Source organism: Veillonellaceae bacterium (genome assembly GCA_012523975.1).
Classification (GTDB): Bacteria; Bacillota; Negativicutes; order JAAYSF01; family JAAYSF01; genus JAAYSF01.
The window spans coordinates 32,396-58,370 of record JAAYSF010000085.1; the positions used below are offsets into that span (position 1 = coordinate 32,396).

Here is a 25,975-nt window from a genome sequence, read left to right on the forward strand (position 1 = left end):
CCGCCTCTTAAACCCGGGGAGATTAGCAGATGCCTCGGTAAAATTATTTTCCTTATTATAAATCACGAGCATTCCCCCAAAACTAAAATGAAAAAGCCCCTCTCAACGAGAGGGGCAAAATACACGTTACGTATTCCCTCTCATCTCCCAGGATTTCTCCTGCTGGAATTAGCACCACTGCATTGCTGCCGGTTGCCGGGTGTCATCGGGCCAGTCCCTCGACCACTCTGGATAAGAGCAAATATTTAATTGATATGATATTAACACCAATGAGCGATCAATGTCAATTTATTTTTTTTATCAACAATCGAATTTTATTTTCGCTATTAACCCTCAATGGTTTACTGGCTGGTACCATAATAATAGCAAGGACCTTGACTGCCCATCATGCCTTGACCTCTTCCCATGCCGGGGCCCATTCCCATTCTCATGCCAGGGCCCATGCCGTTTTTCTCCATGATTTTACGAATAATAGGGGCATCCTGACGAAAATGTTCCTTGAGTTGATCGCCTTCAGCTGTAGTGATTGTACCATCGTTAACATTAGTTTGAATCATCTGCTCGTGACAGCTTAGCATTCTATTAAACCAATCGTTTTGGTTATTATCTACCGCTGCTGCCGTGAAAACAGGTATGGCAACAACCAAAGCCAAGATAGCCGCAATAATTATTTTCTTTTTCATGCTATTCCCTCCATCTTGTATTTATTTGTATTATAACATGCAAATATGAAGATTTTATGAATAAGCATTTAAAAGTAACTTTAAAATGCTTATAAAAAATTTGCGGCGCTTAATGCCGCAAATTTTTTATATTAGCAGTTGTCAGGCTGAACATCTATTTTCACGGCCAATTCGAGTTGAACTTGAGCTTCGCGGGAGATTACTTCATAACTGCCAAGTACAAACCCGTGCATGAACGGCGGCCTTACCGGTATTTTTAGTTGCGGTTTTAAAAACTCAAGGTAGTTTAAAACAACCGATGGAACTTCCTCACATCCTACCGCCAGCAGCGGCGTATGTTTGCCTTGATGAGCCAAGGCTGTTGCTGCAATAGCAAGTTCCCAGCTTTCGACGTTGCAGAAGGTAAACGCATCGCCTCGCCCCTTCTTGGCGCGGTTCCACCCCAATCTAGTTACCGGGTCGCGGTACTGCGCAAACTCTACCGCCGTTGCGAAGGGGTCACTGCCGGCAATTCGCCGTACCGGTGGCCTTACTATCGCGGCTATTTCATTAAGTACTTTATCTGAAACCGCCCTTCGTCCGCCTACAACATAGACATTTTTATCGCTCATATCTCTTAGAATTCTGGCCGTAGACGGGGGTAAGCGTTTTGGTTGAACAAGTAAAATTGGTACACCTGAACGAGCGCTGTAATACGGGACAGGCATTCCTTCATAAGGCTGTTCATCTGATATTATAAACAAGCTATTCGGCCCATCAGGTGATTCAGGAGGACATTGGGCGCGTAACCGGGCAACATTCGAAGCCGTTTCAAAAACATTTTTGCCGCGCACCTGGAGTACCGCATAGCCCATCTTTTCAATATCTCTCACTACTTTAGGCCGAAATGGTCCAACCGTAATTATCGGCGGTATCTCTTCAGTGCCCTGGGGATTTATACGGACAATTTCTTCTCTTGTCACCGAGCACAGTTCGTCTGGGGATGTCATTAGCAGCATACCGTTTATGGGGTCATGTATCAGGCTTGAAGCCATAAAGCCATATTGAAAAACTCTATCCGGAACGAGAATGATAACCCTGGGGCCTAAGGTCGGCGGCGCGGCTGGCCATACCATTCTTGTCACTTCTACAGCCATTTCAGCAGCATTGTCATAGGGAATTCGGGTAGTATCCACAGTATTATAATATTCCAAAATTGTCACCTCCTGCTCTAAAAAGTCATAATTCTCCTGTAATAGTTTATTCTAGCTAAAGCAAGGTTGTTAACGACTTTTTATCTACAATTACGGGCAACATAACTCTATATAATACTATTGCATCAAATATAAGGGGGTTTTTATGAACGAATCTTCGCTGATAATGCAAGTTATCATTGCGGTGATGATTTTAACAGGCTCACTGCTCTTAGGCTTGTTATTCGAGAAAGTAATACTAACCCGCCTTAAAACCTTAGCTGACAAAACGCGCTGGGAATATGACGAAATCATCGTCGGTGCTCTGCGAGGGCGGATGACACGTTTGTTTATTATTGTTGGTTTTTATAGCGCCCTCGAAGTTTTGTATCTGCCTGACGAAGTGCTTCATATTCTTAATAGCTTATTGCTGGTCGTTTTTATTCTTTCGGTAACTTGCGCGACTTCAAATATCGCTGTCGGGTTAGTTAATATTTACGCCAAAAAAGCCAGCGGCGTTTTTTCATCAACATCTATTTTTTCCAACCTTACTATCATATCAGTATTTATTATCGGCGCATTAATCACTATGCAGTCTTTGGGTATATCAATAACCCCACTTTTAACAGCACTTGGCGTCGGCGGCTTAGCGGTTGCTCTAGCGCTTCAAGACACGCTGACAAATTTCTTCGCCGGGCTGCATATACTGGCTGCGGGGCCGATCAAGCCTGGCGACTACGTCAAACTTGATTCGGGTGAAGAAGGATATGTTGTCGACATAACTTGGCGCAACACCTCAATTAAAGCGCTTTTAGACAATATGATTATTGTACCAAACTCCAAAATGGCCTCCTGCAAAATTATCAATTACTCACTACCAGGCAAGGAGGTACTAGTTCAGATACCGATCGGGGTCAGTTACTGCTGTGATTTGGCACAGGTCGAAAAAATTACGATCCAGGTGGCACAAGATGTTATGCATAATGTCGCCGGCGGTATCTGCGGCTATCAGCCGGTTATCAGAATTTGCAAATTCGGTGATTTTAGCCTCCAGTTCAACGTACTGCTGCGAGTCCGCGAATTTGCCGATCAATATATAATTCGCCATGAATTCTTAAAAAGGCTGCACCAGCGTTACCGAGCCGAAGGTATTGAAATCCCTTATCCCATCCAGACCATCTATCTTAAAAAAGACGATAACAGAAATGCTATCCATCAAAAAGATGCTAAAAGCGAGCAACACTGAAACTTTCAGCCATTTCTGCTATAATAATGTAAGACTTGCTTCAGGTGGAGGTTTAACTTTGTCTGAGCTTAGCCAAACTTGGGGGATGGAATTTATCATATGAACAATGAGCAAGCTAACTAATGAATTCAAAACGCATTTGGGAAATTGATTTTTTACGCGGCATAGCAATAATATTGATGGTCGTCTTTCATCTAGTCGTGGATTTAAGAGATTTTTATTCAGCCGCGGTCGAATACCTAACCGGTTTCTGGTTTTATGTAGGAAAGCTATCAGCCATATTGTTCATATTCACAGCCGGAATAAGCGCAACACTCAGCACAGCTACCCTAAAACATGGCTTGGAAATTTTTCTTTGGGGTATGCTACTTACACTGGTTACCTACTTTTATGATGATCAAACCTATATTAGATTTGGCATATTACACTTCCTCGGGGTTAGTATTTTTTCATACCGTTTGATAGCGCGAATTCCTTCGCTTTCCCTCAGTATCACTGGTCTGCTATTATTTGCCAGCGGATGGATGCTGACCCCGCTAAAAACAGACTCACCGTATCTCTTTCCTTTAGGTTTGGTAAGCGCTACTTTTCAGTCTATCGACTACTATCCAGTAATTCCTTGGTATGGCATATTCCTAATTGGCGCCGCGATAGGCAAACAACTGTACAGCAATAAGACCAGCCGCTTTTCTAATATCTACTTCAAACCAATCGTACGACTTGGACAGAATTCACTTATAATTTATTTAATTCATCAGCCAATTCTAATGGCGCTATTATATCTTTGGCATTAAGTCAAAAAAATAAAGAGCCTTTTTACAGGCTCTTTATTACTTGCTGTAGCTAACCAAGTATTCTTGGCCGAGCTGGGTGTACCGCTCAAGAACATCAACAACTTTGGCACGTTCCGGAAAGCCAGCTTCCGCTAGGTCGCCGGTTCCGATAGTTTCTTTGATGATATTAGTGATTTGGTACCGATAGTAACCTAAATGAGTCAACTTTTTGCACAGTTGACTAATACGATCTTCAAAACCCATTTTCTTATCCTCCCTTTTTTCAATAAATAATTGGCATCTGATGACATTACTTGGAACCTGGTTCTCAGCCGCTAATATCAGAGCATTACCAATTATAGTAGGGAGAGAATAGTGTTATTCCATTTTTTTAGCGAAGGAACTTTACTTGGAATGTAATCATTTAGCATTCTAACATAAAACTTATTATTCGTCAATGTTATTAACGGATAATATTTTTCCATTTCGCTTTATACTATATTCCGTCACCGTATTTTCCTTCAACTCCAACGAAGCGTTCTTTCTCAGTTCGTTCAATTTGCACAACCTTACCGTTCTTAATAACAATGGCTATCTGGCCATACCGCATCCCTCTGATCGACTCTGCAATTTTAGCCCGAATAGCAGACTTGGCTGTTAGATTTTTTTTATCTGTCATAAAATCACCAACTAACACAACCTAATTTTTTCTACCCGCTCGATTTGAATTACCCGTGAGTCTTGAACAATAAGGGTAACCGAACCAAAGTCAATGCCATCAATGGCCTTTTCGATAATATCTAAAACTTCTTCAGGAATTTCTAAATTAGCCAAGTCTTTTTTCATACTCAATTCCTTCCGGCGTAAGTTTTACGGCCGATATATCTGCTCCGATCGGCATTCTAGCGTCTTCGCCGTATTTGATGATTGCGCCGGTTATATAACCTTTCTTCATCAACCAATTCACCGCCAAAGCAAAAATTGTATCGCTAAAGTTCATCTTTTCAGCGGTTATCCTAGTCATATCAGGGTTTTCCTTAATTTCTTCCAAACGCATCTCAATGAGCAGATAGTCGTGGGGACCGCTTATCATAACATCTTTGTATTCGTCGTTTGTATCTTCACAATGAGTACGAAGCAATTTCAACATTAAATCAGAACGCATCATCATCATCCCTTCATATATAACTATCACAATTATATCATTTATTTCGTTGAAACGGAAAACATGTTAAAATCACACTATACTTAACTTATAGAAGTATATTTACTATTCCGAAGAAAGGGTGATTCCATGCATGGAGTATTTGATATAATCGGCCCGGTAATGATCGGCCCTTCCAGCTCTCATACAGCCGGTGCCGCCCGGTTGGGGAAAATGGCCCGGACAATCCTAGGTGAACAGCCCGCCGCAGCAATAATCGAACTTCACGGTTCTTTCGCTCAAACTTACCGCGGCCATGGTACTGATAAAGCCCTTGTCGCCGGACTTTTAGGCTATAGCACTGACGATACCCGAATAAAAGAGGCTTTGACGACAGCACCACAGCGAGGTCTCAATGTAACCTTTAAGACCGTTGATTTAGGCGATAATGCCCATCCAAATACAGCCATCTTTCACCTGACTGGTGTATTGGGCCGAAAGGTAAAGGTTGTTGGATCGTCAACGGGCGGCGGCAATATTATAATTACTGAAATTGATGGTTATGCGGTAGAGTTGACCGGCGAATACTATACCTTAATTTCAATCCATCAAGATAAGCCTGGTGTTATTGCGCTTATCACCCACATGTTGGCGCAAGAAACCGTTAATATCGCCTTCATGCGGGTATCGCGCCGCGAAAAAGGCTCCCAGGCATTAGCAATTATAGAAGCCGATCATCCGCTACCGGAACATATTCTAACCGCTGTCAGCTCGATTCCAGCCGTTAAGCTGGCCCTTTTAATTCCGCCCCTCTAGGAGGTATATTATGAGAATCCAATTCACTCGTATTGATGAACTTATTGCAATTGCCAATTCATTACAAAAACCAATATCCAGTATTGTTTTAGAATCCGAAGCTCAACGCAGCGATCGACAGCCAAATGACATATGGACTGATATGAAAACCAGCCTGTTAGTTATGCGCGACGCTGTTAATGAAGGTCTTGCCCAAACCGATAAATCATTCAGTGGTCTTGTCGGCGGTGACGCCAATCGTCTAATAAACAGAATCAATGCTTCGACATTGCTGACGGGGGTAACAAGTTCCCGAGCAGCGGCCTATGCGCTAGCCGTCAGCGAGGTTAATGCCGGAATGGGTAAAGTCGTAGCGTGTCCGACCGCTGGTTCCTGCGGTATCCTACCGGGTGCATTGTTGGCTGCAGGCGAGATATTAAACGCTGATGATGATGACCTGGTTCGCGGGTTATTTACAGCCGCCGGTATCGGCATAGTTATTGCCGAAAATGCATCAATTGCCGGTGCGATTGGAGGCTGCCAGGCTGAATGCGGCTCAGCTGCGGCGATGGCTGCCGGAGCGATAGCCGATATAGCCGGAGGAACTCCGGAACAAGTAAGCCACGCCCTTGCTTTGGCACTTAAGAACCTATTAGGCTTGGTCTGCGACCCAGTTGCCGGCCTTGTTGAAGTTCCTTGCGTCAAACGAAATGCCTTTGGCGCAGCTCATGCGCTGCTAGCGGCTGAAATGTCGCTAGCTGGTATTGAGAGTGTTATCCCGGCTGACGAGGTAATCGGCGCCATGCACCAAATTGGCCTCACTATCCCCCGGTCTTTACGTGAAACATCCGAAGGCGGTCTGGCAAAAACGCCGACGGGATGCAGTATCACGACACGCCTGCAAGCCGGCAAACCGGCCGATCTATAGCATAGAACCTAATCGCTTTTCTACGCACATGCATTGTATACATCTCGCTAAAATGATATAATTTTGTCCAAGCAGTGTAAACAACCAGCTTATTTAGGCTGGTTGTTACTTTAGCAAAAAAACTTTGTGCCTAAGTCACTTTAGAATTGAGGTTAAAAGTCATGCTTACAAAAAAAACGGTAGCAGAATCAAATTATACCTTGGAAAAACTTGATTTTTGGCAAGGGGTCATAAGCAGCGGGCCGATTTTATTAGGAATCATCCCGTTCGGCATTACTTGCGGGGTAATGGGCCTAACTGCCGGACTGACTCCGCTCGAAACGGTGATGATGTCGTTCCTGGTGTTTGCCGGAGCCAGCCAGTTTATAGCTATTACTATGCTAGGCGCTGGAATTACTGGTTGGAGCGTAATCGTCTTCACAACTCTGTTGGTAAATTTACGCCACATGTTGATGGGAGCATCTTTAGCACAGTACATGGTAAAATTGTCTACTTACCGCCAGGCACTGCTGTCATTTCTGCTGACCGATGAGGCATATGCTGTGACTATCAGCCGGATTTATCAGCAAGGCTACAGTGCGGCCCACCATTTTGGCGTCAGTATAAGTCTGTACCTAACTTGGGCATTATCAACAATTGTCGGCGTTCTAGTAGGTAGTTATATTCCTGATCCCCTGGCCTGGGGTCTCGATTTTGCGATGCCAGCAACTTTCCTTGTCCTATTACTTCCGCAGATTACAGACCGAATCAGCTTGGTTGTATGTATTGCCGCCGGGCTCATAGCCGTGACCGGTGCTTTATATCTTCCGGGCAAATGGTATATGATTGCAGCTACTTTAGGAGCGGTCTTGATTGGTGGATTGATGGAAGGAGCTAAAGCAAATGCGAAGTGAGATTATTTTTATAATTGCGGGTATGGCCCTGGTAACCTTTGCGACCAGATATAGTTGTGTGGCACTATTTAGGCAAACTGGAATGCCCGACTGGTTAGAGCGCTGGTTAAAGCACATTCCACCCGCCATTCTAACAGCGTTAATTGTTCCAGCTCTGGTAATGCCTACAGGCCAAATCGATATATCCCTAAACAATCATTACCTGCTAGCAGGTTTGGTTGCAGCTCTTGCTGCTTATAAGACCCGTAATATTGTTACAACTCTAACGCTTGGGTTGGGAACGATGCTAGCCTTGCGGTTTTGGGGTTAATGAGCGACAAAATTAGAAAACCGCCTTTTCGGCGGTTATTTTTTAGCTTAATTGCGATCTATAGCATTTATTAAGCACTGCGTCAAGCTTTTGACTGATTTTAAGAACTTCCGGATGTGATATCCCTTTTTCTATAGCTGTATCGTGCATCATTTGACGCAAAAACTCTATTTGGTAAAATAGCTTGTCCATGAATCCGCTGCCTTTCTACTATTTCTTGCATACTTTAACATTATATCTTAAAATTAATTTCTTTTGTACTAGATATTGGGAATTTTATAAAACTTTTCAAAATGCTGTCTATATAGATTAGTCGTGATACCTTTAGTGAGCACTTATTTTGCATTAATAACTGTATTCTCGGCAATAATAACGCTGAATTTAACCTCGGGTGGTATTTATATGGATACAGTAACCAACAAAAATAAAAACAAATCAACGCAAGCAATTACTAAGGAAAAGTACGGTCAGTTAACTGACGTTCCCGCCAAGGCCGTTGATAAAGATCAATTAAATCAATCAATGGTACCTTGATTCATAATCTGCAAGAAAAATCATGTAAAAAAATGGACTGCCTGCATTCTCGCAGCGCAGTCCTTAGAATATGGGGGTATATTATGAAGGCTATGTTTCCGCCCAATGCGAAAAGGGTCCAACTAAATACCAGTCATATCGTTAACGCCGAAATTCACCGGAAAATGCTGTCGAATGCGGCCAGCTACGCAAATAAAAACCGGGACGAAATATCACTGCGCCTCCAAGAGCTCGACCATGAATGGGATACCGAGCGAGTGTTGGAGGCTAACGCTGCCGGATTTATTCTAATCAGCATTATACTTGGGTTCCAATTTTATTACGCCTGGTTTTATGTAGCCGGCATCGTTGCGTTTTTCTTACTCCAACATGCCTTGCAAGGCTGGTGCCCGCCGCTGCCCATTATTCGCAGGCTGGGTATTAGAACTGCCAGTGAAATCAACGATGAAAAAATGGCACTAAAAGCCTTACGTGGCGATTTCAACCGCAAAAAGCCCTGAACTACTCAATACTAATAATTACAAGACCGGTTGTTATAAGCACAGCTCCAATCAATTGATGAACTGAGACTATTTCATTATAAACAAAGTGCCCCAGAATGATAGTCACTAACGGGGCACACGCCATAATAACCGAAACTTCATGGATACTGCCGTTTTGAAGGGCATAAAAGTAAGCCATATCCCCTAATATTGCTGCTAAGACGGCCTCTATGGTGATAATAACCCAGAACGATGCTGGCAAATTATGAAGTTCAGTAAATGCCTTGGAAATAACCATCCAGCCTAATACAAGCGCAGCTGCAATTATCGTTCGTAAAGCGAAAGCCGTCAGTGGACTGACTGTGTTAAGCGCCGTTTTGCCAAATAAAGGCGCCAACCCTAAGCACAGTACACCGAACAATGCGTAGATAAGAAACATGCTTACTCTCCTCGTTTCGATATATAATCTGGCATAGTAAGCATATTCAAAGCCTCAACAAAAAATGATTGTCAAGATATAGCCCGCTGTTAATCTTTAATTACCAGCACCGGCACCTTAGCATAGGTTACAACCTTCTGAGCAACGCTACCGATTACAAGGCTTTTAAAGCCGCCCATTCCCCTAGTCCCAGTAACAATCAGGTCGGCGTCATTAGCCTCAGCATACCTGACAATAGCCTCAGCCGGGTTGCCGCGCAGTAAAATGGTATTAATATCTCTGCCATTATTGCGGCCTAGTTTCTTGACTTTATCCAATAATGGCTGATAATACTTTTCAGCATCGTACATGAATTCGTTTATTTCACCTGTCGGACTAAAGTCTGGCGGTTTGATTACCGTGACAGTAGTAATTTGGGCACCCGTCTTTGCCGAAATATCAACGGCCCACTCTAGCGCTTTCTGACTTTGACGCGAGCCATCGTAAGCGACAAGGATACTCTTTACGTTCATCTCTTTGCCTCCTTTTGCCTCCGATTTCAACAAAACTCCTACCCGTAAGTGGTAGGAGTTTTATTATATATTAACTGTAATTTATTACCAGTTAAATTATACCAAGAGAATTTCACCAAGTCAAATACTGTCTTTAATCGAATTAATGAACATTAGATATTTTCAATTTGAACTGCATTATCAATCTTTCATGGAAGCAATCGTTGTCCGCACGGCCTGAGCAAACAGCATAGTATCGGAGCCTACCGCGAGGAAGTTGGCCCCTTCCCTTTGCCATAGCTTCGCATCTTTAACAGTGGGACTGAAAATCCCTGTGATTTTGCCAGATTGGCTGCCGCGGCGGATAACATCTTTAACCACTTTTTTAAACTCCGGATTGTCGAATTCGCCGGAAATCCCCATTGACTGCGATAAATCAGCCGGGCCAACAAAAATTCCATCGACGCCCTCTACCGCTAGAATTTCGTCAACCTTATCCAGCGCAGCAATATCTTCAATCTGAACAATGACCAATGAATTGCTATTTTGGGCAGCTGTATATTCTTTTAGCGGTGTAAAACCATAATGCGCCGCCCGTACAATGCCCGCCAACCCCCGCTCGCCTTGTGGACCGTATTTTGCCGCCTTGACGGCTAATGCTGCCTGTTCCGGGGTGTTAACGCGCGGAATGAGCACCCCACCGGCGCCACTGTCAAGCACTTTAGTTATTAAGGCAGGTTTGTTTTCCATTACACGTACGATGGGGACGATCCCTGTTACCTCAGCCGCCCTTATCAAACCGGCTAAGTTATGAATGCCGTTCAACGAGTGTTCAGTATCTATGATGATGAAATCGAAACCGCCATAACCTAGCATTTCGATATTAGCAGTTTCACTTGAAAATAAAAACGTGCCTACAGCAGCTGCCTTGGTTAACAGCATTTCTTTTAATAGAGTCTTTCCTTTAGTCATTATCGCACCGCCTTTAAGTTATTTGCTTTAGCATATATATTTGACGGCAAGATATAACCTTCCTGTTAAAAATTAAAAACCCCACCTTTTAGTGGGGGGTAACTATGCCGATTGTTCTTCAGCGGGCGGGACTCGCGAAATCAGAACCTTGTCAACTCGGACTCTATCCATGTCAACTACTTCAAATCTAAATTCGTCCCAAACAAAGCTCTCAGACGCAGTTGGTATATGCCCAAGATACGAGACAACAAAACCGCCAAGCGTATTGAAATGGTCGCGGTCTTCTTCAGGGAGCTCTTCTATATCAAACTTATCTTTAAAATCTTCAATTGATATCAGGCCATCAGCCAACCATGTGCCGTCCTGGCGCTCAATAATCTGCGGTTCTTCATCTTCATCATCAACTGACGGCATATCGCCGATAATTTCTTCCATGATATCGTGGAGAGTTATAAAGCCGACTACACCCCCGAACTCGTCAAGTACGACAGCCTCATGCACACCTGTCTGTTTGAAGAGCTCGAGAACTTTAAATGCTTTCATTGACTTAGGAATATAGAGCGGTGATTTAATGCTATTTTCAAAGTCAAGCGGCTCGCCTTCTAGGCAGCGTGACAATAAATCTTTCGTATAAATAATTCCCTGAAAGTTATCGAGACTCCCGATGGCAACCGGAAATCGGGAATGACCGCTTTCATAGATAATTTGCTGATTATTTTCCAGCGAATCTTCAAGGTCAATCCAAACCATCCTGGTGCGCGGCGTCATTAAGGAATAAGCCCTTAAGTCGCTTAACCTGAAAACCTTATCAACCATGTCTTGTTCAGCTTTTTCGAAAGCTCCGGCCTCTGTTCCCTGTTCGAGAAGTATGCGTATTTCGTCCTCGGTAACAGGCGCTTCGGCAGTTTGCTTTATGCCCAAAAAGCGCATTACCATATCAGTTGAAGAACTTAGAAAATGAACAACCGGCGCAGATATTTTCGAAAATGTATGCATGGGCCCAGCTAAGGTTGCTGCAATAGGTTCAGGATTATTGAGCGCAATCCGTTTGGGGACAAGTTCGCCAAAAATTAAAGTTAAATACGTGATTGCCGTAACGACTATTGCTAAGCTTATTGCCTCGCTGTGCGCGGCAATGGCCGGAATGACTTTTAGCTCTTCCGACAACACTTTTGATAATGTAGCTCCCCCAAATGTTCCTGTGAGAATGCCGATTAACGTAATTCCTACCTGAATAGTCGATAGCAGCGGAGTAGGTTCCTCAGCTAGTTCCAAGGCTAGTTTTGAGCCGGCATCTCCTTCTTCCGCTCTCTGTTCCAACCTTGTTTTTCGCGATGAAACAACAGCCATCTCAGTCAGTGCAAAAATTCCGTTCGCGACTATTAGAACGAGAATAATCGCAATCTCCATACTCGCAGAAGGCGTATCCAATGTATATATTCACTCTCCTTAAATATCCATGATATTTTAAACTACATTATAACATAAAGTTATGCAATTGTATTATTGTTTTTTTATTGCAGCTTCTTCTACCTCGCGGAACAAGGTGTCCTGCGGCATTGATTCTTTTTGAGTATTATGTGTTTCTGAAGTTTCTGCTGAATCTGTATAGGACTTGGACTGCTCCGTTGGGCCAAGTCGATTTTGAATATCTTTTAGCATCTTCATAATAGCTTCGATATCGCTTTTAGTAACGGGCTGGGCCGATTCTTTAAGGGTATAGCCGAGCTGGCCGTTTGGTTCAATTGTGGCATATTCCACCTCTTCAATCTTAGCAACACTGGATTGCCTAAGATGCATTTCCAACTGGTGTACTGTCAGCCGGATTTTTTTCAGATTATCCAGCTTAATTTTGCCATTCTCAATAACAACAATTGATGTCCCGGAAAATACCCGTTCCAGAAACCGCCAGCGTATCTGCAGAATCTCCAGTATATACAAGGTGGCAATTACAATGATTACTGCCGCAAATGTTTTTCCCATCTCTCTGCCGACAAGCGGCTCAATAAGAATAGTGCCTACAGCTATCATTACGACAGTCTCGGCCGCAGTCATTTGGGATAGCGATTTGCGCCCCGCCAATCGCAGAGCCAAGACACCAAAGATATAAGTTATAACCGTTTGCGCAACAAAGTAAATGTCCAACGATAATCTTCTCCTTTTAACAACAAGACTATCGTTATTTTATCCCATTCTGCAGATTTCACTAACTTGGAGGAACTAATTAGAAAAGCCACCCCTCATAATGAAAGGTGGCTAGCTGAACTGCTAACGAATACGTTTTGCTAATTCTTCAAGTTTTGCAACACGCTGGTCGGTTGACGGGTGAGTGCTAAATAGGTTTGAGGTCCAGCTCCGTACTCCGCTTAACGGATTAACAATAAACATATGCGAAGTGGCCGGGGTAGCTTGCGGCATTACAGCGTGCTTAGCATAGTATTCAATCTTTCTCAAGGCGCTTGCTAAGGCCAACGGATTGGCACACATAAGACCGCCTGTTTCATCAGCCTGAAACTCGCGCGAGCGAGAAACGCCCAGTTGGATTAAGGTTGCTGCCAGTGGCGCAATCACAATCAAAAAGATAAATTCAACGATTCCGCCGATACCGCCGTCCTCATCATCGCCGCGGCCAAAAATAGCTGCCCATTGCGCAATATGCGCTATCATTGTTATGATGCCTGCGATAGTCGCAACAATAGTGCTTATCAAGGTATCGCGGTTCTTAATGTGGGAAAGCTCATGAGCAACTACACCTTCGAGTTCTTCGTAGTTTAGGGCCTGCATAATGCCTGTTGTAACTGCCACAACTCCATTTTCAGGATTACGGCCGGTCGCAAAGGCATTTGGAACTTGAGAATCAATTATAAACACTCTAGGCATTGGCATTTTGGCGCGCTGCGCTAAATTAGAAACCATGCGGATCAGGTCAGGAGCCTGACTTGCAGTAACTTCTCGGCCTCCATACATTTTCAGAACAATTTTGTCACTAAACCAATAACTGCCAAAATTCATGAGCATCGAAATGATAAACATAAAAGTCATTCCTTGTGTGCCGCCAAACATATTACCGACTGCCAACAGTAATCCTGTTAATCCGGCTAAAAGAAGAGTTGTTTTTAGTGAGTTCATAAAGCACCTCCGTAAATAGTGTTTCATTATAGATAATTATTTAAACGTTTGCAAAATAATGACTTGCTTTCTTGCACAGCCCACCTCCTGTCGGTATATGCAAGGACAAGCATTTAATTTGGGCAAAAACTCAGTAGATCACATTATGAAAAAGAGACCTCGGTACGAAATATCATACCGAAGGTCTCGCTTATCGGCTATTTACCAACGGCAGTGCCAGACGCTTACGCATCGATTGTTGACACTGTCCTTGCAAGCTACTCCCCTTCAGAGCAATATTTACTTTGGTTAAAGTATAACCTAACTCCAGAATCAGTGTCAAGCCTTTTCAAACAGGAAAACTACTTTAAAAGCAGCTGCTGCAATTCCTCAACCGATGCGGCAATATAATCTGGCTGAGCTTCTTTAAGCTCTTCGGCCGGCCCGTAACCATAAGCTACTGAAATTACCTTGAGCCCGTTTTGCCTTGCCCCGATAACATCATGCTTACGGTCGCCAACCATAATGATCTTTTCTTTATCCACATCGCCGAGCTCGGCTAGTACCGCTTCAATAACCTCGCCTTTCTCAATTCTTGTACCATCGAGATTACTGCCGATAACGGCCTCAAAATACTGATATAAATTGAAATGTTCAAGAATTTTCACCGAATAGACAGTCGGCTTTGAGGTAGCCACAACCATTTTCTTGTTCTTGGCTCTTAGTTCCTGCAGCATTTCCGGTATACCGTTATATACAGCGTTTTCATACAGACCGACTTTAGAAAATCGTTCGCGATAGTATTCAATTGCCTGGCGGGCATCTTGTTCGCTGAAATTATAAAATTCCATGAAGGCTTTGATTAACGGCGGGCCAATGAATGGTTCCAACTTATCCAGGTTTTCTTCTTTAATGCCGAATTTAGCCAGTGCGTACTGGACTGATGATGTTATTCCAATCTTTGGGTCAGTAAGTGTCCCGTCTAAGTCAAATAAAATTATATCGTACATTGCTGCACTCCTCTCAACTCAGAAAAACCCTCTCACCTGTTAGCTTAGCGAGAGGGCCGGCCTTCTAATGCCCGCCGCAGCAGCCGCCGCCGTGACCATGGCCGTGGTGACCGTGACCGCCGCAGGCATGCTTGGTTCCATCTTCATTAACTTTAATTTTCTTTAAGCTGCCGCATTTAGGACAAGGAATTTCATAGCCATGTTTACCACCCGCGGTACATGGCGGCACCTCCCAGGTATGGCTGCATTCCTGACACTCAAAAACTCGATTCTTAACCATATAATTTCCTCCCTTAATGATAATTATCTGCCCTTCAACAAGAGCAGAAGTAACTTTACCTCGGGCAGATTGTAAAATCCGCTGAAACGTGGCGCGTGATACTCCCATCTCTGCTGCGCATTCAACTTGCTCTAAACCTTCGCAATCTTTCAACCGCATAGCCTCCAGTTCTTCAACATACAGTTCAACCGAACGGTTTACACTCTGACCTTCCGGAAAAAACCGACTGCAATGAGGCTCTTGCTCTACTAATCCACAACAACGTTTTCTTGCCATAATGACCACGCTCCAATTGAGCATATGCTCAATTATAGTATATACTATCTTCCAGTAAATACAACAGTTTTTTAAGAAAGTTGAGAGTCTCGGTTAATCCATTTCTATAATCTGCCCTGTAAATGCCGGTATAAACCGGGACCCGAAGCGCCGCTGCAGCTCAGCCATAATATAAAAACCGGTGCAATGGCTTGCCGCGATGAAATACGGTTGATATTCCTCAAGCTTAGCTAGTGTCTTCTCCTGCTGTTCACTGCCGGCCGGCCCCAGATGCGTACCGCCAATCCAACCGGCAAATTTCTTTTGCTTCATTATTTTCAACCCATACTCAACAGTGTTAACAAGACCAGAATGACTGCAGCCCGCTATTGCAACCAGACCTTTAGCCGACGAATAATAGAGCGCGGTATCGTCATAGATTGGATCTTGGCAGTCGCATTGGCCATCTGCTATCACTAATTTAGGGTCGCCTGTTTCATAAGGCGTTTCGCGCGGTATTTGGCCGCTAAAGACCAGTTTGGGCGTTATTTCCTGAATCTCCGAACTTAATCTCCATTCGGCGCCGAGACTTGTCAGTTCTTCCTTGCTATAAGGTATACCGATATAATGCCGGTTGCCGCCGATTGAAAATCGGCTCTGGAAAATGCTTTGATGCCCATATATCGGCAACGGTTTACTTCGATGTTGTAATATTGACTTCAAGCCGCCGGTATGGTCATAGTGGCCGTGGCTGACAATGACAGCGTCTAGCTGATTGGGATCAACATCGAGCAAGGCCATATTATGCATAACCGCATCTGATTGCCCAGCGTCCAAGAGAATCTTGACAGAATCAACCTCAATCAGCAAGGAGTAGCCATGCTCGCTACAGAACGGTTTGGGCGACGAAATTGGCACTGAGTTTTCAATAATGACTGTTGCTTTCATTATGAAACGCCTCCTTAGGACAGGGACTATTTGTAAAATAACATTCAATCTATTATTGATTCATCTGGTTAAATAAGTCAACACCTCGGAATTTGTAAAGCGTACTTATTTGAGCTTGTGTCAGGAGAATAAGGCTGTCGTATAGGCTTATAGTTTAGATAAAATAAAGGGACCAGGCTCGACTTATTTTAAAGCCGCCTGACCCCTTCATTTAATCGTTAGCTTCCTGTTGCTTTACTTTGCCTAAAGCCGGAATTTTTACTTCAATCTTAAGTTTTCTTTTTCGTAAATCATCAAGGATTGTATAAACGACAGGTACAACCACCAATGTTAAAATTGTTGAGGTTACCAAGCCGCCAATAATGGCATGAGCCATCGGAGCTCGGGCTTCTGCACCCGGTCCGATGCCCAGCGCTAGCGGAATCATACCAAAAATCATGGCCAGCGTCGTCATCATGATAGGCCGCATCCTGACAACTGCCGCTTGGACAAGCGCTTGGTTTCGGTCAACACCTTTTTCAATTTGCTGTTTAGCAAAGTCGATAAGCAAGATAGCATTCTTCGTTACCAGACCCATCAGCATAATAATGCCGATCAGCGACATCATGCTAAGTTCGCTTCCGGCAATGAGCAAGCCGACGATGGCGCCGATTATCGCTAACGGCAAAGCCAGCATAATAGCGAACGGGTCAATGAAGCTTTCGAACTGGGCCGCCAGTACGAAGAAGATGAATAGAACCGCCATTACAAGAGCTATGATAATGCCTGTAAAGGCGTCAGCCATCTGCTGAGACTGGCCGGTTGTTACAAACTTATAGCCGTCCGGCAGCTTAACTTCTGCTAACTTTTTATTTACCTCTTGGTTGAAGTCGCCGAGCGTTTTTCCGTTTAAGTTAGCTGAAATGGTAATTTGTTCCTGACGGTCATAGCGCTTGATTTGAGTCGGACTGGTAGCGTATGTCGTGTCAGTAACCTGCGAGAGCGGAATCATCAGAGTTTGGCCTGATTTATCGCGATTGGAGCTTGGCACATAAACGTTATTTAAATCAGTTAATCGTTCGCGATTGCCGGCTGCTAAGACTAGCCGTACATCGTAAGAATCATCATCGTCTTTAAACTGAGTGAAGATTGTGCCGTTAAACATAGTCTGCAGAGTGTTGGCAATACTGGCGGTAGATACACCAAGATCGGAAGCCTTATCTCTGTTTACAATAATCTGCACATCGGGTTTGCCGGATTCAAAGCTAGAGGAAACATCAATAGCTCCCGGCGTACTTGCAACGATTTGCTCAACTTGCTCAGCTATCCCAGCCAATGTATCAAGGTTATTCCCTTGAATAACAATCGATACCGGCTTACCGCTTGATATACCAGACTTCTTGGATACACTTATCTCAGTTCCGGCAAGTCCGCTTAGTTTTTGCCGGAGGTCTGCAATGACATCATTATCGCTGACCTTACGCTCGGATTTCGGTGTTAGCTTGGCAAAAATGTTAATACCGTTTACATCGGCAGTGCTGTAAGTCATGCTTACTTCAGGCTCTGTACGGATTATTTGGGAAATATTATCTGCTATTTCTCCGACTGCCTGCGGGCTCATACCAGGGTCAACGGTTGCCGAAACTGTTATTTCTCCAATATCCGAATCCGGTACAAAGGTTGAACCTAAGAACGGTACCAACATCAGACTGCCTACAAAAAGCGCAGCGGCTACCGTCATTACTTTCTTACGGTGACCTAAGATATACGCTAGGTATTCACCATATCGCTCAGTCCAGTAGTCAAATTTTCCGTTCCACTTTTCCCACATTTTATAAAATTTATTATTAGACTCACCATGATCCTCTTTTAGATATCTGGCTGACATCATTGGCGTAAGGGTAAAGGCCACAAATAACGATACCAACACACTGACAGCTACAGTTACACCGAACTGCTTAAAGAACTGACCTACAATACCGGTCATCATGCCCACCGGCAGGAATACTGCTACTAGCGTCAGAGTCGTAGCCGTGACAGCCAGCGCAATTTCAGCAGTACCTTCGGCTGCAGCATCGTATTTATTCTTGCCCATTTCCAGATGACGCACAATATTTTCGATAACAACGATGGCATCATCAATCAGCAGGCCAACAGCCAGCGATAGACCTAGCAGCGACATGGTGTTAAGGGTAAAACCCATTGCTTTCATCGCTGCGAAAGCCGTAATGATTGAAGTCGGAATCGCAATCGAGGCAATAACTGTGCTTCGCCAATTTCCTAAAAATAGGAATACGACTGCTACAGCCAGCAGCCCCCCTACTACTAAGTTAAACAATACGTCATTAATCGACTCTTCAATGGTTTTGGAATTATCCCGTACCATCGTTACTTCAACACCGGACGGCAGCTCTTTTTTTAACTTTTCCAGTTCTTTTTTGACATTCTTAACAACCTCAACGGTATTACTGCCAGACTGTTTCATAATGTCTAAACCGATAGCATTTTTATCGTTGAGTTTAGTGATCGAAGTTACATCTTTTGTAGTATCCTCTACGGTGGCAATATTGTGAACAAACAGCTGTACGCCGTTGCGCTGGGCAACCGGAAGGTTGAGTAGCTGCTCAGGGGTTTCAAGCTTACCGACTGAACGAAGACTGGTCTCACGTTTACCATCGGTTACTTTACCGCCCGGCGTTTCGATATTTTCACTGCGCAGGCTGTTTAACACCTCAGAGACTGTAAGATTGTAGGCAGCAATTTTATCACTGTCCATATTTACTTTAATTTCGCGTTCCACTCCGCCGTTAACATTAACAGCCGCAACGCCGCTAATTGCTTTCAGCCGTTCAGCTAAGGTATCATTGGCAATAATGGTCAGCTCACGCTGACTAATATCGCCGGTAATAGCAATTGAGGCAATTGGCATTTCTGACGGGTCAAACCGGGTAACAATGGGATCCTCGGCTTCATCGGGAAGCATGCCCTTCATACGGCCGACTTTATCGCGTACATCTTGGGCAGCTGTCGCTGCAGAAGTCTCCATCGTAAACTGGATAACCGTTGTTGATACCCCTTCTTTTACGTTTGATGTTATATGCTCTACTCCAGGAACAACGCTGACTGTTTCTTCTACTTTCTCAGTAACTTTAGACTCTACTTGTTCCGGCGATGCACCTGGATAAGCAACCGTAATCGCCACGACCGGGATTTCGACGTCCGGATATTCGTCCACATTTAAGGTCATGTAGCTGAATAAGCCTAAAACGACGAGCGCTAGAATCATCACAGTGGCAAATACCGGGCGTTTTAAGCTAATCTCAGTAAGTTTCATGACAAATCCCCTCTACTCTACAATTCGGACAGCTTCACCGTCTTTAAGCTGACTTACATTAGTTACAGCTACCTGAACCCCAGGCTCAATGCCTGCTTTTATCTCGATTGTTTCACCGGTTACTGTGCCAATTTCAACTTGACGGCGAACAGCTTTGCCATCTTCTATTACAAATACATAATAGAGACCTTGTTTCTGGATAACAGCCGTCTGCGGAACTGTCATAACCTGCACCGCATCACCTGTTGCCAGCTGAACCTTAGCAAACATACCGGCTTTTAACGCGCCATCAGCATTGTCAATTTTTATCTTTGTCTTAAACATCCGGTTACCCATACCCGCTTCAGGATTCATACGATCAACAGTACCTTCAAATACTTTACCGGCATACGAATCAACCGTAACTTCGGCTTTTTGACCAACTTTAACAAGCGCTAAATCCTTTTGTTCAATATTGACTACAGCATAAACCGCATTAATATCCTGCACAACCATCAGCGCCGCGCCTGGCGAAACAACCTGACCAACAGTTGCAGTAACATTGGCGACAACACCGTCAACAGGCGCCGTTATGACACCATAGCCATACTGCTGCTGCGCACTGCTATAACTGGAGGACGCACTGGATAAGTCAGCTTGAGCAATTTTTAGCTTGGCAAGAGCGGTATCAAGCTGCTGTTGTGAAATGGCCCCTTGACCGTATAACTTTTGGTAGCGATTATAATCGGTAAGCGCTAAATCATAGTTTACCTGCGCTTTGGTTACTGCATCACTTGCCGTACGCACTGAGTTAGCCAACTCAACACTCTCAAGCTTTACCAACGGATCTCCGGCTTTAACTTGCTGACCCTCAACGACCATTACCTGTTCAATCCGGCCTGATATTTTGGCACTGATATCGGCTGAAGTTTGACCTTCAATATTGCCATTAAGCATTAGTTGCGGCACGGTATTTACATACTGGGCAGCACTGACTTTAATATATACAGCGGTGTTACCCGGCTGAGCCTTCTCATTGGAAAAAGCACCGCTTCTGAAAAAAACAAGCAATCCAATAATCAGCACAATTGGGATTGCCCAATACTTTAACTTGAAACCTTTCATTTACTCTGCCTCCCCAAATTTTCTTAAGTCTAGCTGTTTAACTTACTCAAGACATACCTACCAGTCGGTATGTTCTGAAAGCAACAATCTCACACTCTCTAAGTATACTATGCCTTAATTAGCAACCACAGACTATCCATTACCTTGCTCCGCACATTCGAATCATTTAAGCTGAAACTTAGAGTATTTTGGCCGCTCATGACTGACAAAATAAGTATTGCCAACGTCTGAGTCTCAATATCGGTTCTAATCTCGCCATTATCCTGGGCTGACTTAACCTTCTGCTCTATCTCCCGCAGGAGTTTCAGATGATTACGGTCAAGTCGTTCCTGAAAGCCCGGAAAGCTGTGGATTACCTCAAGGGCAAGGCTGGCGTGATTATCGCGGTAGCAGCCCGGTTCGATATCAAGCAGACGCTCAAGGAATATTTCAAATTCCCTGTCAACTATAATAGTGTTTAGGGTAGCTTGCAAACTCCTTGAACTGCCAAATAGCTCGACATACTTTGCTTCAAACCGTTCAAATAAATAATGGATCGCTGCTTGCAGTAAGGACTCTTTACTGTCGAAATAATGATAGATACCACCTTTAGTGATACCGGCCGCCTTGGCCACATCGACAAGCGATACATTTTTATACCCATTTAACAAAAACAAGCGTAAAGCAGTAATTGTAATATTATCTTTAGTCAAAGCCAACATCTCCTCCCAACAAACCTACCGGACGGTATGTTTTAATTATCACAGAACTTTGCTTTGCTGTCAACGGAAATATCCCGCCCAACACCCTCGTCTGTGGTAAATTAAGCTAAAGGTCCCAGTTTCTTATTCCCTTGCTATTCGTCCAGTAGCGCTGTTTCGATTCTTTGCGGCTAACACTGCACCAAGTATTATCAGCAGAATACCGGTGACAAGGAAAACTGGCCTAATCCCCAGCCAAGAACTGACTGCACCGCCAATAAGCGGCCCCGTCATTGAACCTAGCTGGTTGGCAGTAGTCATGAGGCCAAATAGCCGTCCCTTAAAATTCTCATCAGCATAAGTTACGGCAATAGTGTTGATTGCCGGATACACGCCAACGATAAACAGACCGAACAGACACTGTAGTATGCTGAACTTGTAAATATCATCCGCAAAATACTGCAGCGCGTTGAAAAAACCTGCGCACATAAACCCGACAACTAATGTATTATAAAAGCCTCGCCGCTGTCCAAGCTTTCCCCATAACGGCGCCGATATCGCCCCGGCAACGCCGGCTAAACTAATAACAATACCCGATGTTAAACCGGCAGTTTCTACTTTTCCGATTAATTCTGCGATGTATAAAGCAATAAGCGGCTGCAGCGCCATACTGGCGACTTGGACGGAAAACAATAACGCTAGCATCTGGACAATCTTCGAATTACCGAAAGCAATCCTAAAATCATCAATTATGCTGCCTTCGCTTGGTGCTGCTTGGTTTTCAGGTTCAACAACCAAGAATTTCACTAATATTGTCCCTAAAAATATCGCTGTTCCAGCGACTACAAAAGACATTCTCATTCCAAAGACATGCGAAAGACTGCCACCAATCAGCGGACCGATAATACCGCCGATTAAAATCGCGGTTTGCACAATTCCTAAACTAAACCCCATTTTATCAATTGGCGCCGACGATGCAACGATCGCCATTGACGCAGGAATAAATCCATTAGCAAAACCCTGCAGAATCCTTACGATTAAGAGTTCATATGGATTTGTTACAAAAGCGCCGATAAAATATACCACCGCCAAACTAATTCCTGCCCGCAAAACCATCTTGCGTTTCCCGGACTTGTCAGCCCGCCGCCCCCAATATGGAGCCATTACTGCCGCAACAAAGAATGTCACCGAAAATACCATTCCTGACCACATATGAACATTCTGAGCGCTTACGCCAATCTCAAGCAAAAATAACGGTAAAAAAGGAATTACCATTGTATAGCTGGATGCCGAAAGCATTGCGCCTAAACACAAAACCCAAAGGTTACGCTGCCAATTCAAATTACCACTCCTAGCAGGCGGCTGACTATCCAAAAGCGGATAGCCAAGTCTCAATCCTCATAATATTAACTTTAGTTTGTAGAATCCCCTGCCTATTCATCAATAAATCTCCCAAAAGCGGCCGGCCACGTTCCAGAGGACGTGGCCGCTCGCTTTATATTTTAGTTATCGATGTGTAATTGTCAGCTTATTTTTACCTAAGACTTTGCCTTTTTGATCAACAAAGGTGATGTCTACGCCGCCCCAGATATCGAATACGCTGCGATCAATCAGAACATAATCGGATGGATAAGTTAACATCATAGTGACCATTTCATCCGGCCGCGGGCTTTTAGTCCGCACTTGGACGGTCATTTTATTGCCGGCTATCGTTACCTTTTCAATGCCGATTCCGTGACTGCCTGACGTACCGCCAAGGTAGGCAAAGAGAGCAACTTTGTTATTAAAATCTACATCTTTAAGTTTTTGTAGCGCCGCCTCCGGGATTCGCTTGTCTTGCTTTAGCTGCGCCTCATAGTCGACGATTGTCGCAAAAGCCATGTCCTTTGGATAATATTCTTTGAGCCATTTCCAACCGGTAAACTTGTCTGTCTCAAATAGGACCTTTTCGCTCGGTACCGGCGTCGGGACAGTCACCGGTGGCTTTTTGCCGACTACTTTATAAGTTGTCCAAATAGCATCACCGCCGCCAAACGGACGAACGATAATCATAGTGTAAAGTTTGCCGTCATGATTGACTTCAATGTCAATTTGACCGTGGCGGGCTATTGTACTGCTACTGAGCTTTCTAACAACTGTATAAGTGTCCGTATCATCAAATCCGTAGCTGCGGCCTTCAGTCTTGGCAACCTTGAGCGGATCAAGACGCCATAACTCACGGCCGGCGTCAACATTCTGCTGCCATCTTACTACTTTATCGTAGTCTAGCCCTTCCACACCGGGACCGACGTCAATCTTGCCGTTCTTGTTACTGTCAGCCTTTGTCGTTACGCTTACTTCTTTTATCGAATTTACCTGCCACACTTTGTTGGTGCCAGGGCCTGTCGGCTCGATCTTACTATCATTAGAGGCAATTGTAACTTCGGCTATCAGTTCACCCTCTATTGATAACTCCGGCTAGAATTGTTGCTCCTGCTATTACTGAAACTATTGCTTTATATCTTTTATTCATGTTGCAATCTCCTCTCCTTTACGCTAAAAAACGACTAGGCGTCCAATAGGTAACGGGTTATTCCTTGCCACTTTCTTCCGTCTCTTCAGTTTCGACTAATGAATCAGCAATTTCTTGCAATTCTTCTTTAGAAAGTTCGCCTTCAACAGTAACCTCATATTCATCTTTGGCTGCAGTAATTTTGTTGGCGGACTCTTTAGATGCCTTCATTTCCTTGCCATCCTCCGCAGCTTCTTCCTTCATGACGGCAACGCTGGCTGCATTATCAGTTTCAGGGGCGCCGCTGCCCTTAGCTTTTTGCGTTATTGTTACCTCTTTATCGTTCTCAAACGCATAAACCTGCTTAATAAAACCGGTATCATCATCGACACTAAGTGCCTTGGCATCTTTGCCCGGGATTGCTAAAACCCGAGCTTGTTTCACATCGGTAGAACGTGCTGCTGCCACACCGGCCTCCTGTCCTGCAAGGGCAGGTGCTTGTTTAGTGGCTTGCGGATTAGGTTGTTTTTCTGTACGCACTGCAGCCCGATTAGAAACAATTTCCTGGGACTGCATAGCGCTATTAGGAATATCAGCTTTTTTGCTAATATTCGTCTGCGTACCACCAAGACTGCCTGGTGCAGTATTGGTCTGCGGCAGGACCTCAGAAATCTGAACTTGCGGCGGCAGCTGCTGTTCGGTTTTATCCGGAACTGCCGGCATAAAGTTAGTCACTGCGACTAGCAGAACAGCGGCTGCCAAACCGGCAGCACCGGAGTAAAGCCAGCCAAAGCGTGGTTTGGATTGTTTAACTTTAGACTCAGCTTTAAGTTCTCGGGCAATATAATCAATAGTCTCTGGCGTTGGCTTTGACTGACCGGCTGCCTGTTTTACCATCGAAGCAACATCAGCCAGTTCCTGCAGTTCAGCATCATTGGTCACCAACTGCTCTTTATTATTTAAAGCATCGATTAGCATAGATAACTGCTCCGCTTTTATCTCTTCTCTATCGATTGGCATTTACAGCACCCCCTTCTATAATTCCATGTTCAATACACATTTTTCGCAAATTCTTTAATGCTCGCTGTTGCAGCATTTTGAGCGCTGGTTCAGTCTTGCCCATAATATTAGCAGCTTCTCTAACCGATAACCCAGCCACAATCCTTAACTCGACCGCCTGACGCTGGTCACTCGGCAGCGAACCTATTAGCTTGGCAATTTCATGCTGCTGTTCGGCGCTTATGGCCGCGTCTTCCGGTCTATCTGCCGTATCTGAAAACGGTTCCTGATATTCACCAATATCGACCATCTGAGGCGCTCGTCCTTTCTTGCGCCAAAAATCTGTTATAAGATTAACAGCAATCCGGCCTAAGTACGTTTTAAATGAAGCCCCGGTATCATGGTAGCGTTCTAGAGAGCGAAAAGCGCGCAAAAAGGTGTCTTGGGTCAATTCTTGAGCATCTTCACTATTGCCGACCTTATAGCAAACCAGCCGGTAAACCGGCTGCCAATACTTTTCAATTAATATATTAAGCGCCTCGCGGTCACCGTTTTTGGCGTCCAATATCAAGGCTTGATCATTTTTCACCGCGGGCTCACCAACTTTCTAAGCTTGTAGCTATTATATTAACGCCTGATATTTATAAAAGGTAACGGTCTTTGAAAGATTTTATGTTACCCTATTTTGGCATTTATAATTCACAGTTATAACTAAACTTTCCAAGAAGCTCAAAGCAGCGGCTTTCCACTAAGAAAGTCCCGCTGCTTTTTTATAAGTTACTCATTAGACACCGGTAGATAAATGTAAAAACTGCTGCCGCTGTCAACCTTGCTGCGAACCTCTACTTTTCCCCCATTTGCTAAGGTATTATCTTATTATAAGTCAAAATTATGTAGAAATTGCGAATTAAAAATGCCCAGCACC

General features: G+C 44.1%; 29 protein-coding genes, 1 pseudogene and 1 riboswitch. Of the genes and pseudogenes, 7 read left to right on the forward strand and 23 right to left on the reverse strand.

All coding sequences use genetic code 11. From position 1 onward, the window contains the following. Positions 1 to 137: 137 nt before the first annotated feature. Positions 138 to 238, reverse strand: a riboswitch (SAM riboswitch). Between the two features lie 190 nt (positions 239 to 428). Both GX348_11575 and GX348_11580 read right to left on the reverse strand, forming a co-directional pair. Further along, positions 429 to 683: pseudogene (locus GX348_11575) on the reverse strand (hypothetical protein). A gap of 131 nt (positions 684 to 814) precedes the next feature. Continuing rightward, positions 815 to 1,876 (reverse strand): cell wall-binding repeat-containing protein, encoded by a 1,062-nt coding sequence (locus GX348_11580; GenBank protein NLP42795.1) that lies wholly within the window; start codon positions 1,874 to 1,876, stop codon positions 815 to 817. 145 nt (positions 1,877 to 2,021) lie between these two features. On the opposite strand from GX348_11580, the gene GX348_11585 reads away from it, so the two are divergent. Together GX348_11585 and GX348_11590 are read left to right on the forward strand one after the other, a co-directional pair. Further along, a complete protein-coding gene (locus GX348_11585) occupies positions 2,022 to 3,101 on the forward strand; it encodes a mechanosensitive ion channel family protein (GenBank protein ID NLP42796.1) in 1,080 nt (359 codons plus the stop codon). Positions 3,102 to 3,223: 122 nt separating this feature from the next. After that, positions 3,224 to 3,895 (forward strand): DUF1624 domain-containing protein, encoded by a 672-nt coding sequence (locus GX348_11590; GenBank protein NLP42797.1) that lies wholly within the window; start codon positions 3,224 to 3,226, stop codon positions 3,893 to 3,895. 36 nt (positions 3,896 to 3,931) lie between these two features. Here GX348_11590 and GX348_11595 read toward each other — a convergent pair whose 3' ends face one another. From GX348_11595 to GX348_11610, 4 genes are all read right to left on the reverse strand, one after another. Further along, on the reverse strand, positions 3,932 to 4,138 hold the full coding sequence (locus GX348_11595) for a hypothetical protein (protein NLP42798.1): 207 nt from the start codon (positions 4,136 to 4,138) through the stop codon (positions 3,932 to 3,934). Positions 4,139 to 4,370: 232 nt separating this feature from the next. Continuing rightward, on the reverse strand, positions 4,371 to 4,553 hold the full coding sequence (locus GX348_11600) for a YezD family protein (GenBank protein ID NLP42799.1): 183 nt from the start codon (positions 4,551 to 4,553) through the stop codon (positions 4,371 to 4,373). A gap of 11 nt (positions 4,554 to 4,564) precedes the next feature. Next, positions 4,565 to 4,720: a YezD family protein gene (locus tag GX348_11605; GenBank protein NLP42800.1), complete on the reverse strand. Its 156-nt coding sequence runs from the start codon at positions 4,718 to 4,720 to the stop codon at positions 4,565 to 4,567. After that, on the reverse strand, positions 4,701 to 5,069 hold the full coding sequence (locus GX348_11610) for a hypothetical protein (GenBank protein ID NLP42801.1): 369 nt from the start codon (positions 5,067 to 5,069) through the stop codon (positions 4,701 to 4,703). Before GX348_11610 ends, GX348_11605 begins: the two co-directional genes overlap by 20 nt. A gap of 99 nt (positions 5,070 to 5,168) precedes the next feature. On the opposite strand from GX348_11610, the gene sdaAB reads away from it, so the two are divergent. The 4 genes from sdaAB to GX348_11630 all read left to right on the forward strand — a co-directional run bounded on the left by sdaAB (position 5,169) and on the right by GX348_11630 (position 7,944). Continuing rightward, positions 5,169 to 5,834: an L-serine ammonia-lyase, iron-sulfur-dependent, subunit beta gene (gene sdaAB, locus GX348_11615; GenBank protein ID NLP42802.1), complete on the forward strand. Its 666-nt coding sequence runs from the start codon at positions 5,169 to 5,171 to the stop codon at positions 5,832 to 5,834. A 10-nt stretch (positions 5,835 to 5,844) separates the two neighbouring features. Then, positions 5,845 to 6,741, forward strand: a complete 897-nt coding sequence (sdaAA, locus tag GX348_11620; protein NLP42803.1) for an L-serine ammonia-lyase, iron-sulfur-dependent, subunit alpha — start codon at positions 5,845 to 5,847, stop codon at positions 6,739 to 6,741. Positions 6,742 to 6,941: 200 nt separating this feature from the next. Then, positions 6,942 to 7,634, forward strand: coding sequence for an AzlC family ABC transporter permease (locus tag GX348_11625; protein NLP42804.1), 693 nt, complete (start codon positions 6,942 to 6,944; stop codon positions 7,632 to 7,634). Next, positions 7,624 to 7,944, forward strand: a complete 321-nt coding sequence (locus GX348_11630) for an AzlD domain-containing protein (protein ID NLP42805.1) — start codon at positions 7,624 to 7,626, stop codon at positions 7,942 to 7,944. The genes GX348_11625 and GX348_11630 overlap by 11 nt, the downstream gene beginning before the upstream one ends. A gap of 42 nt (positions 7,945 to 7,986) precedes the next feature. Here the strand turns inward: GX348_11630 and GX348_11635 are convergent, their stop codons facing one another. Further along, positions 7,987 to 8,136: an aspartyl-phosphate phosphatase Spo0E family protein gene (locus GX348_11635; GenBank protein ID NLP42806.1), complete on the reverse strand. Its 150-nt coding sequence runs from the start codon at positions 8,134 to 8,136 to the stop codon at positions 7,987 to 7,989. Positions 8,137 to 8,561: 425 nt separating this feature from the next. Here GX348_11635 and GX348_11640 point away from each other — a divergent pair, with 425 nt between their 5' ends. Further along, positions 8,562 to 8,978 (forward strand): DUF2892 domain-containing protein, encoded by a 417-nt coding sequence (locus tag GX348_11640; protein NLP42807.1) that lies wholly within the window; start codon positions 8,562 to 8,564, stop codon positions 8,976 to 8,978. A gap of 1 nt (position 8,979) precedes the next feature. On the opposite strand, the gene GX348_11645 is transcribed toward GX348_11640, so the two are convergent. From GX348_11645 to GX348_11720, 16 genes are all read right to left on the reverse strand, one after another. Next, on the reverse strand, positions 8,980 to 9,399 hold the full coding sequence (locus GX348_11645; protein ID NLP42808.1) for an EamA family transporter: 420 nt from the start codon (positions 9,397 to 9,399) through the stop codon (positions 8,980 to 8,982). 89 nt (positions 9,400 to 9,488) lie between these two features. Continuing rightward, the gene (locus tag GX348_11650; protein ID NLP42809.1) at positions 9,489 to 9,911 is read right to left on the reverse strand and encodes a universal stress protein; all 423 of its coding nucleotides are present in this window, start codon (positions 9,909 to 9,911) and stop codon (positions 9,489 to 9,491) included. Positions 9,912 to 10,091: 180 nt separating this feature from the next. Continuing rightward, positions 10,092 to 10,862, reverse strand: a complete 771-nt coding sequence (locus tag GX348_11655) for a hypothetical protein (protein ID NLP42810.1) — start codon at positions 10,860 to 10,862, stop codon at positions 10,092 to 10,094. A gap of 102 nt (positions 10,863 to 10,964) precedes the next feature. After that, on the reverse strand, positions 10,965 to 12,272 hold the full coding sequence (locus GX348_11660; protein NLP42811.1) for an HlyC/CorC family transporter: 1,308 nt from the start codon (positions 12,270 to 12,272) through the stop codon (positions 10,965 to 10,967). 93 nt (positions 12,273 to 12,365) lie between these two features. Beyond that, positions 12,366 to 13,007 carry a DUF421 domain-containing protein gene (locus GX348_11665; protein ID NLP42812.1) on the reverse strand — a complete coding sequence of 214 codons (642 nt, stop codon included), beginning with the start codon at positions 13,005 to 13,007 and terminating at the stop codon, positions 12,366 to 12,368. 123 nt (positions 13,008 to 13,130) lie between these two features. Continuing rightward, complete coding sequence (locus GX348_11670) at positions 13,131 to 13,991, reverse strand: zinc metalloprotease HtpX (protein ID NLP42813.1); 861 nt, start codon at positions 13,989 to 13,991, stop codon at positions 13,131 to 13,133. 341 nt (positions 13,992 to 14,332) lie between these two features. Beyond that, positions 14,333 to 14,980, reverse strand: coding sequence for an HAD family hydrolase (locus GX348_11675; GenBank protein NLP42814.1), 648 nt, complete (start codon positions 14,978 to 14,980; stop codon positions 14,333 to 14,335). A gap of 64 nt (positions 14,981 to 15,044) precedes the next feature. Beyond that, the gene (locus tag GX348_11680; GenBank protein ID NLP42815.1) at positions 15,045 to 15,536 is read right to left on the reverse strand and encodes a DUF134 domain-containing protein; all 492 of its coding nucleotides are present in this window, start codon (positions 15,534 to 15,536) and stop codon (positions 15,045 to 15,047) included. A gap of 93 nt (positions 15,537 to 15,629) precedes the next feature. Further along, positions 15,630 to 16,463: an MBL fold metallo-hydrolase gene (locus GX348_11685; GenBank protein NLP42816.1), complete on the reverse strand. Its 834-nt coding sequence runs from the start codon at positions 16,461 to 16,463 to the stop codon at positions 15,630 to 15,632. A gap of 211 nt (positions 16,464 to 16,674) precedes the next feature. Beyond that, positions 16,675 to 19,776: an efflux RND transporter permease subunit gene (locus GX348_11690; GenBank protein ID NLP42817.1), complete on the reverse strand. Its 3,102-nt coding sequence runs from the start codon at positions 19,774 to 19,776 to the stop codon at positions 16,675 to 16,677. Between the two features lie 12 nt (positions 19,777 to 19,788). Further along, positions 19,789 to 20,880 carry an efflux RND transporter periplasmic adaptor subunit gene (locus tag GX348_11695; protein NLP42818.1) on the reverse strand — a complete coding sequence of 364 codons (1,092 nt, stop codon included), beginning with the start codon at positions 20,878 to 20,880 and terminating at the stop codon, positions 19,789 to 19,791. Between the two features lie 107 nt (positions 20,881 to 20,987). Continuing rightward, positions 20,988 to 21,572, reverse strand: coding sequence for a TetR/AcrR family transcriptional regulator (locus tag GX348_11700; GenBank protein ID NLP42819.1), 585 nt, complete (start codon positions 21,570 to 21,572; stop codon positions 20,988 to 20,990). A gap of 132 nt (positions 21,573 to 21,704) precedes the next feature. Next, positions 21,705 to 22,901 (reverse strand): multidrug efflux MFS transporter, encoded by a 1,197-nt coding sequence (locus tag GX348_11705; GenBank protein ID NLP42820.1) that lies wholly within the window; start codon positions 22,899 to 22,901, stop codon positions 21,705 to 21,707. A 165-nt stretch (positions 22,902 to 23,066) separates the two neighbouring features. Then, a complete protein-coding gene (locus GX348_11710; GenBank protein ID NLP42821.1) occupies positions 23,067 to 23,924 on the reverse strand; it encodes a protease complex subunit PrcB family protein in 858 nt (285 codons plus the stop codon). Between the two features lie 205 nt (positions 23,925 to 24,129). Further along, positions 24,130 to 25,071 carry a hypothetical protein gene (locus GX348_11715; protein NLP42822.1) on the reverse strand — a complete coding sequence of 314 codons (942 nt, stop codon included), beginning with the start codon at positions 25,069 to 25,071 and terminating at the stop codon, positions 24,130 to 24,132. Further along, entirely contained in the window at positions 25,058 to 25,639 is a 582-nt protein-coding gene (locus GX348_11720; GenBank protein NLP42823.1) for an RNA polymerase sigma factor, read from the reverse strand. The genes GX348_11715 and GX348_11720 overlap by 14 nt, the downstream gene beginning before the upstream one ends. Between the last annotated feature and the right edge of the window lie 336 nt (positions 25,640 to 25,975).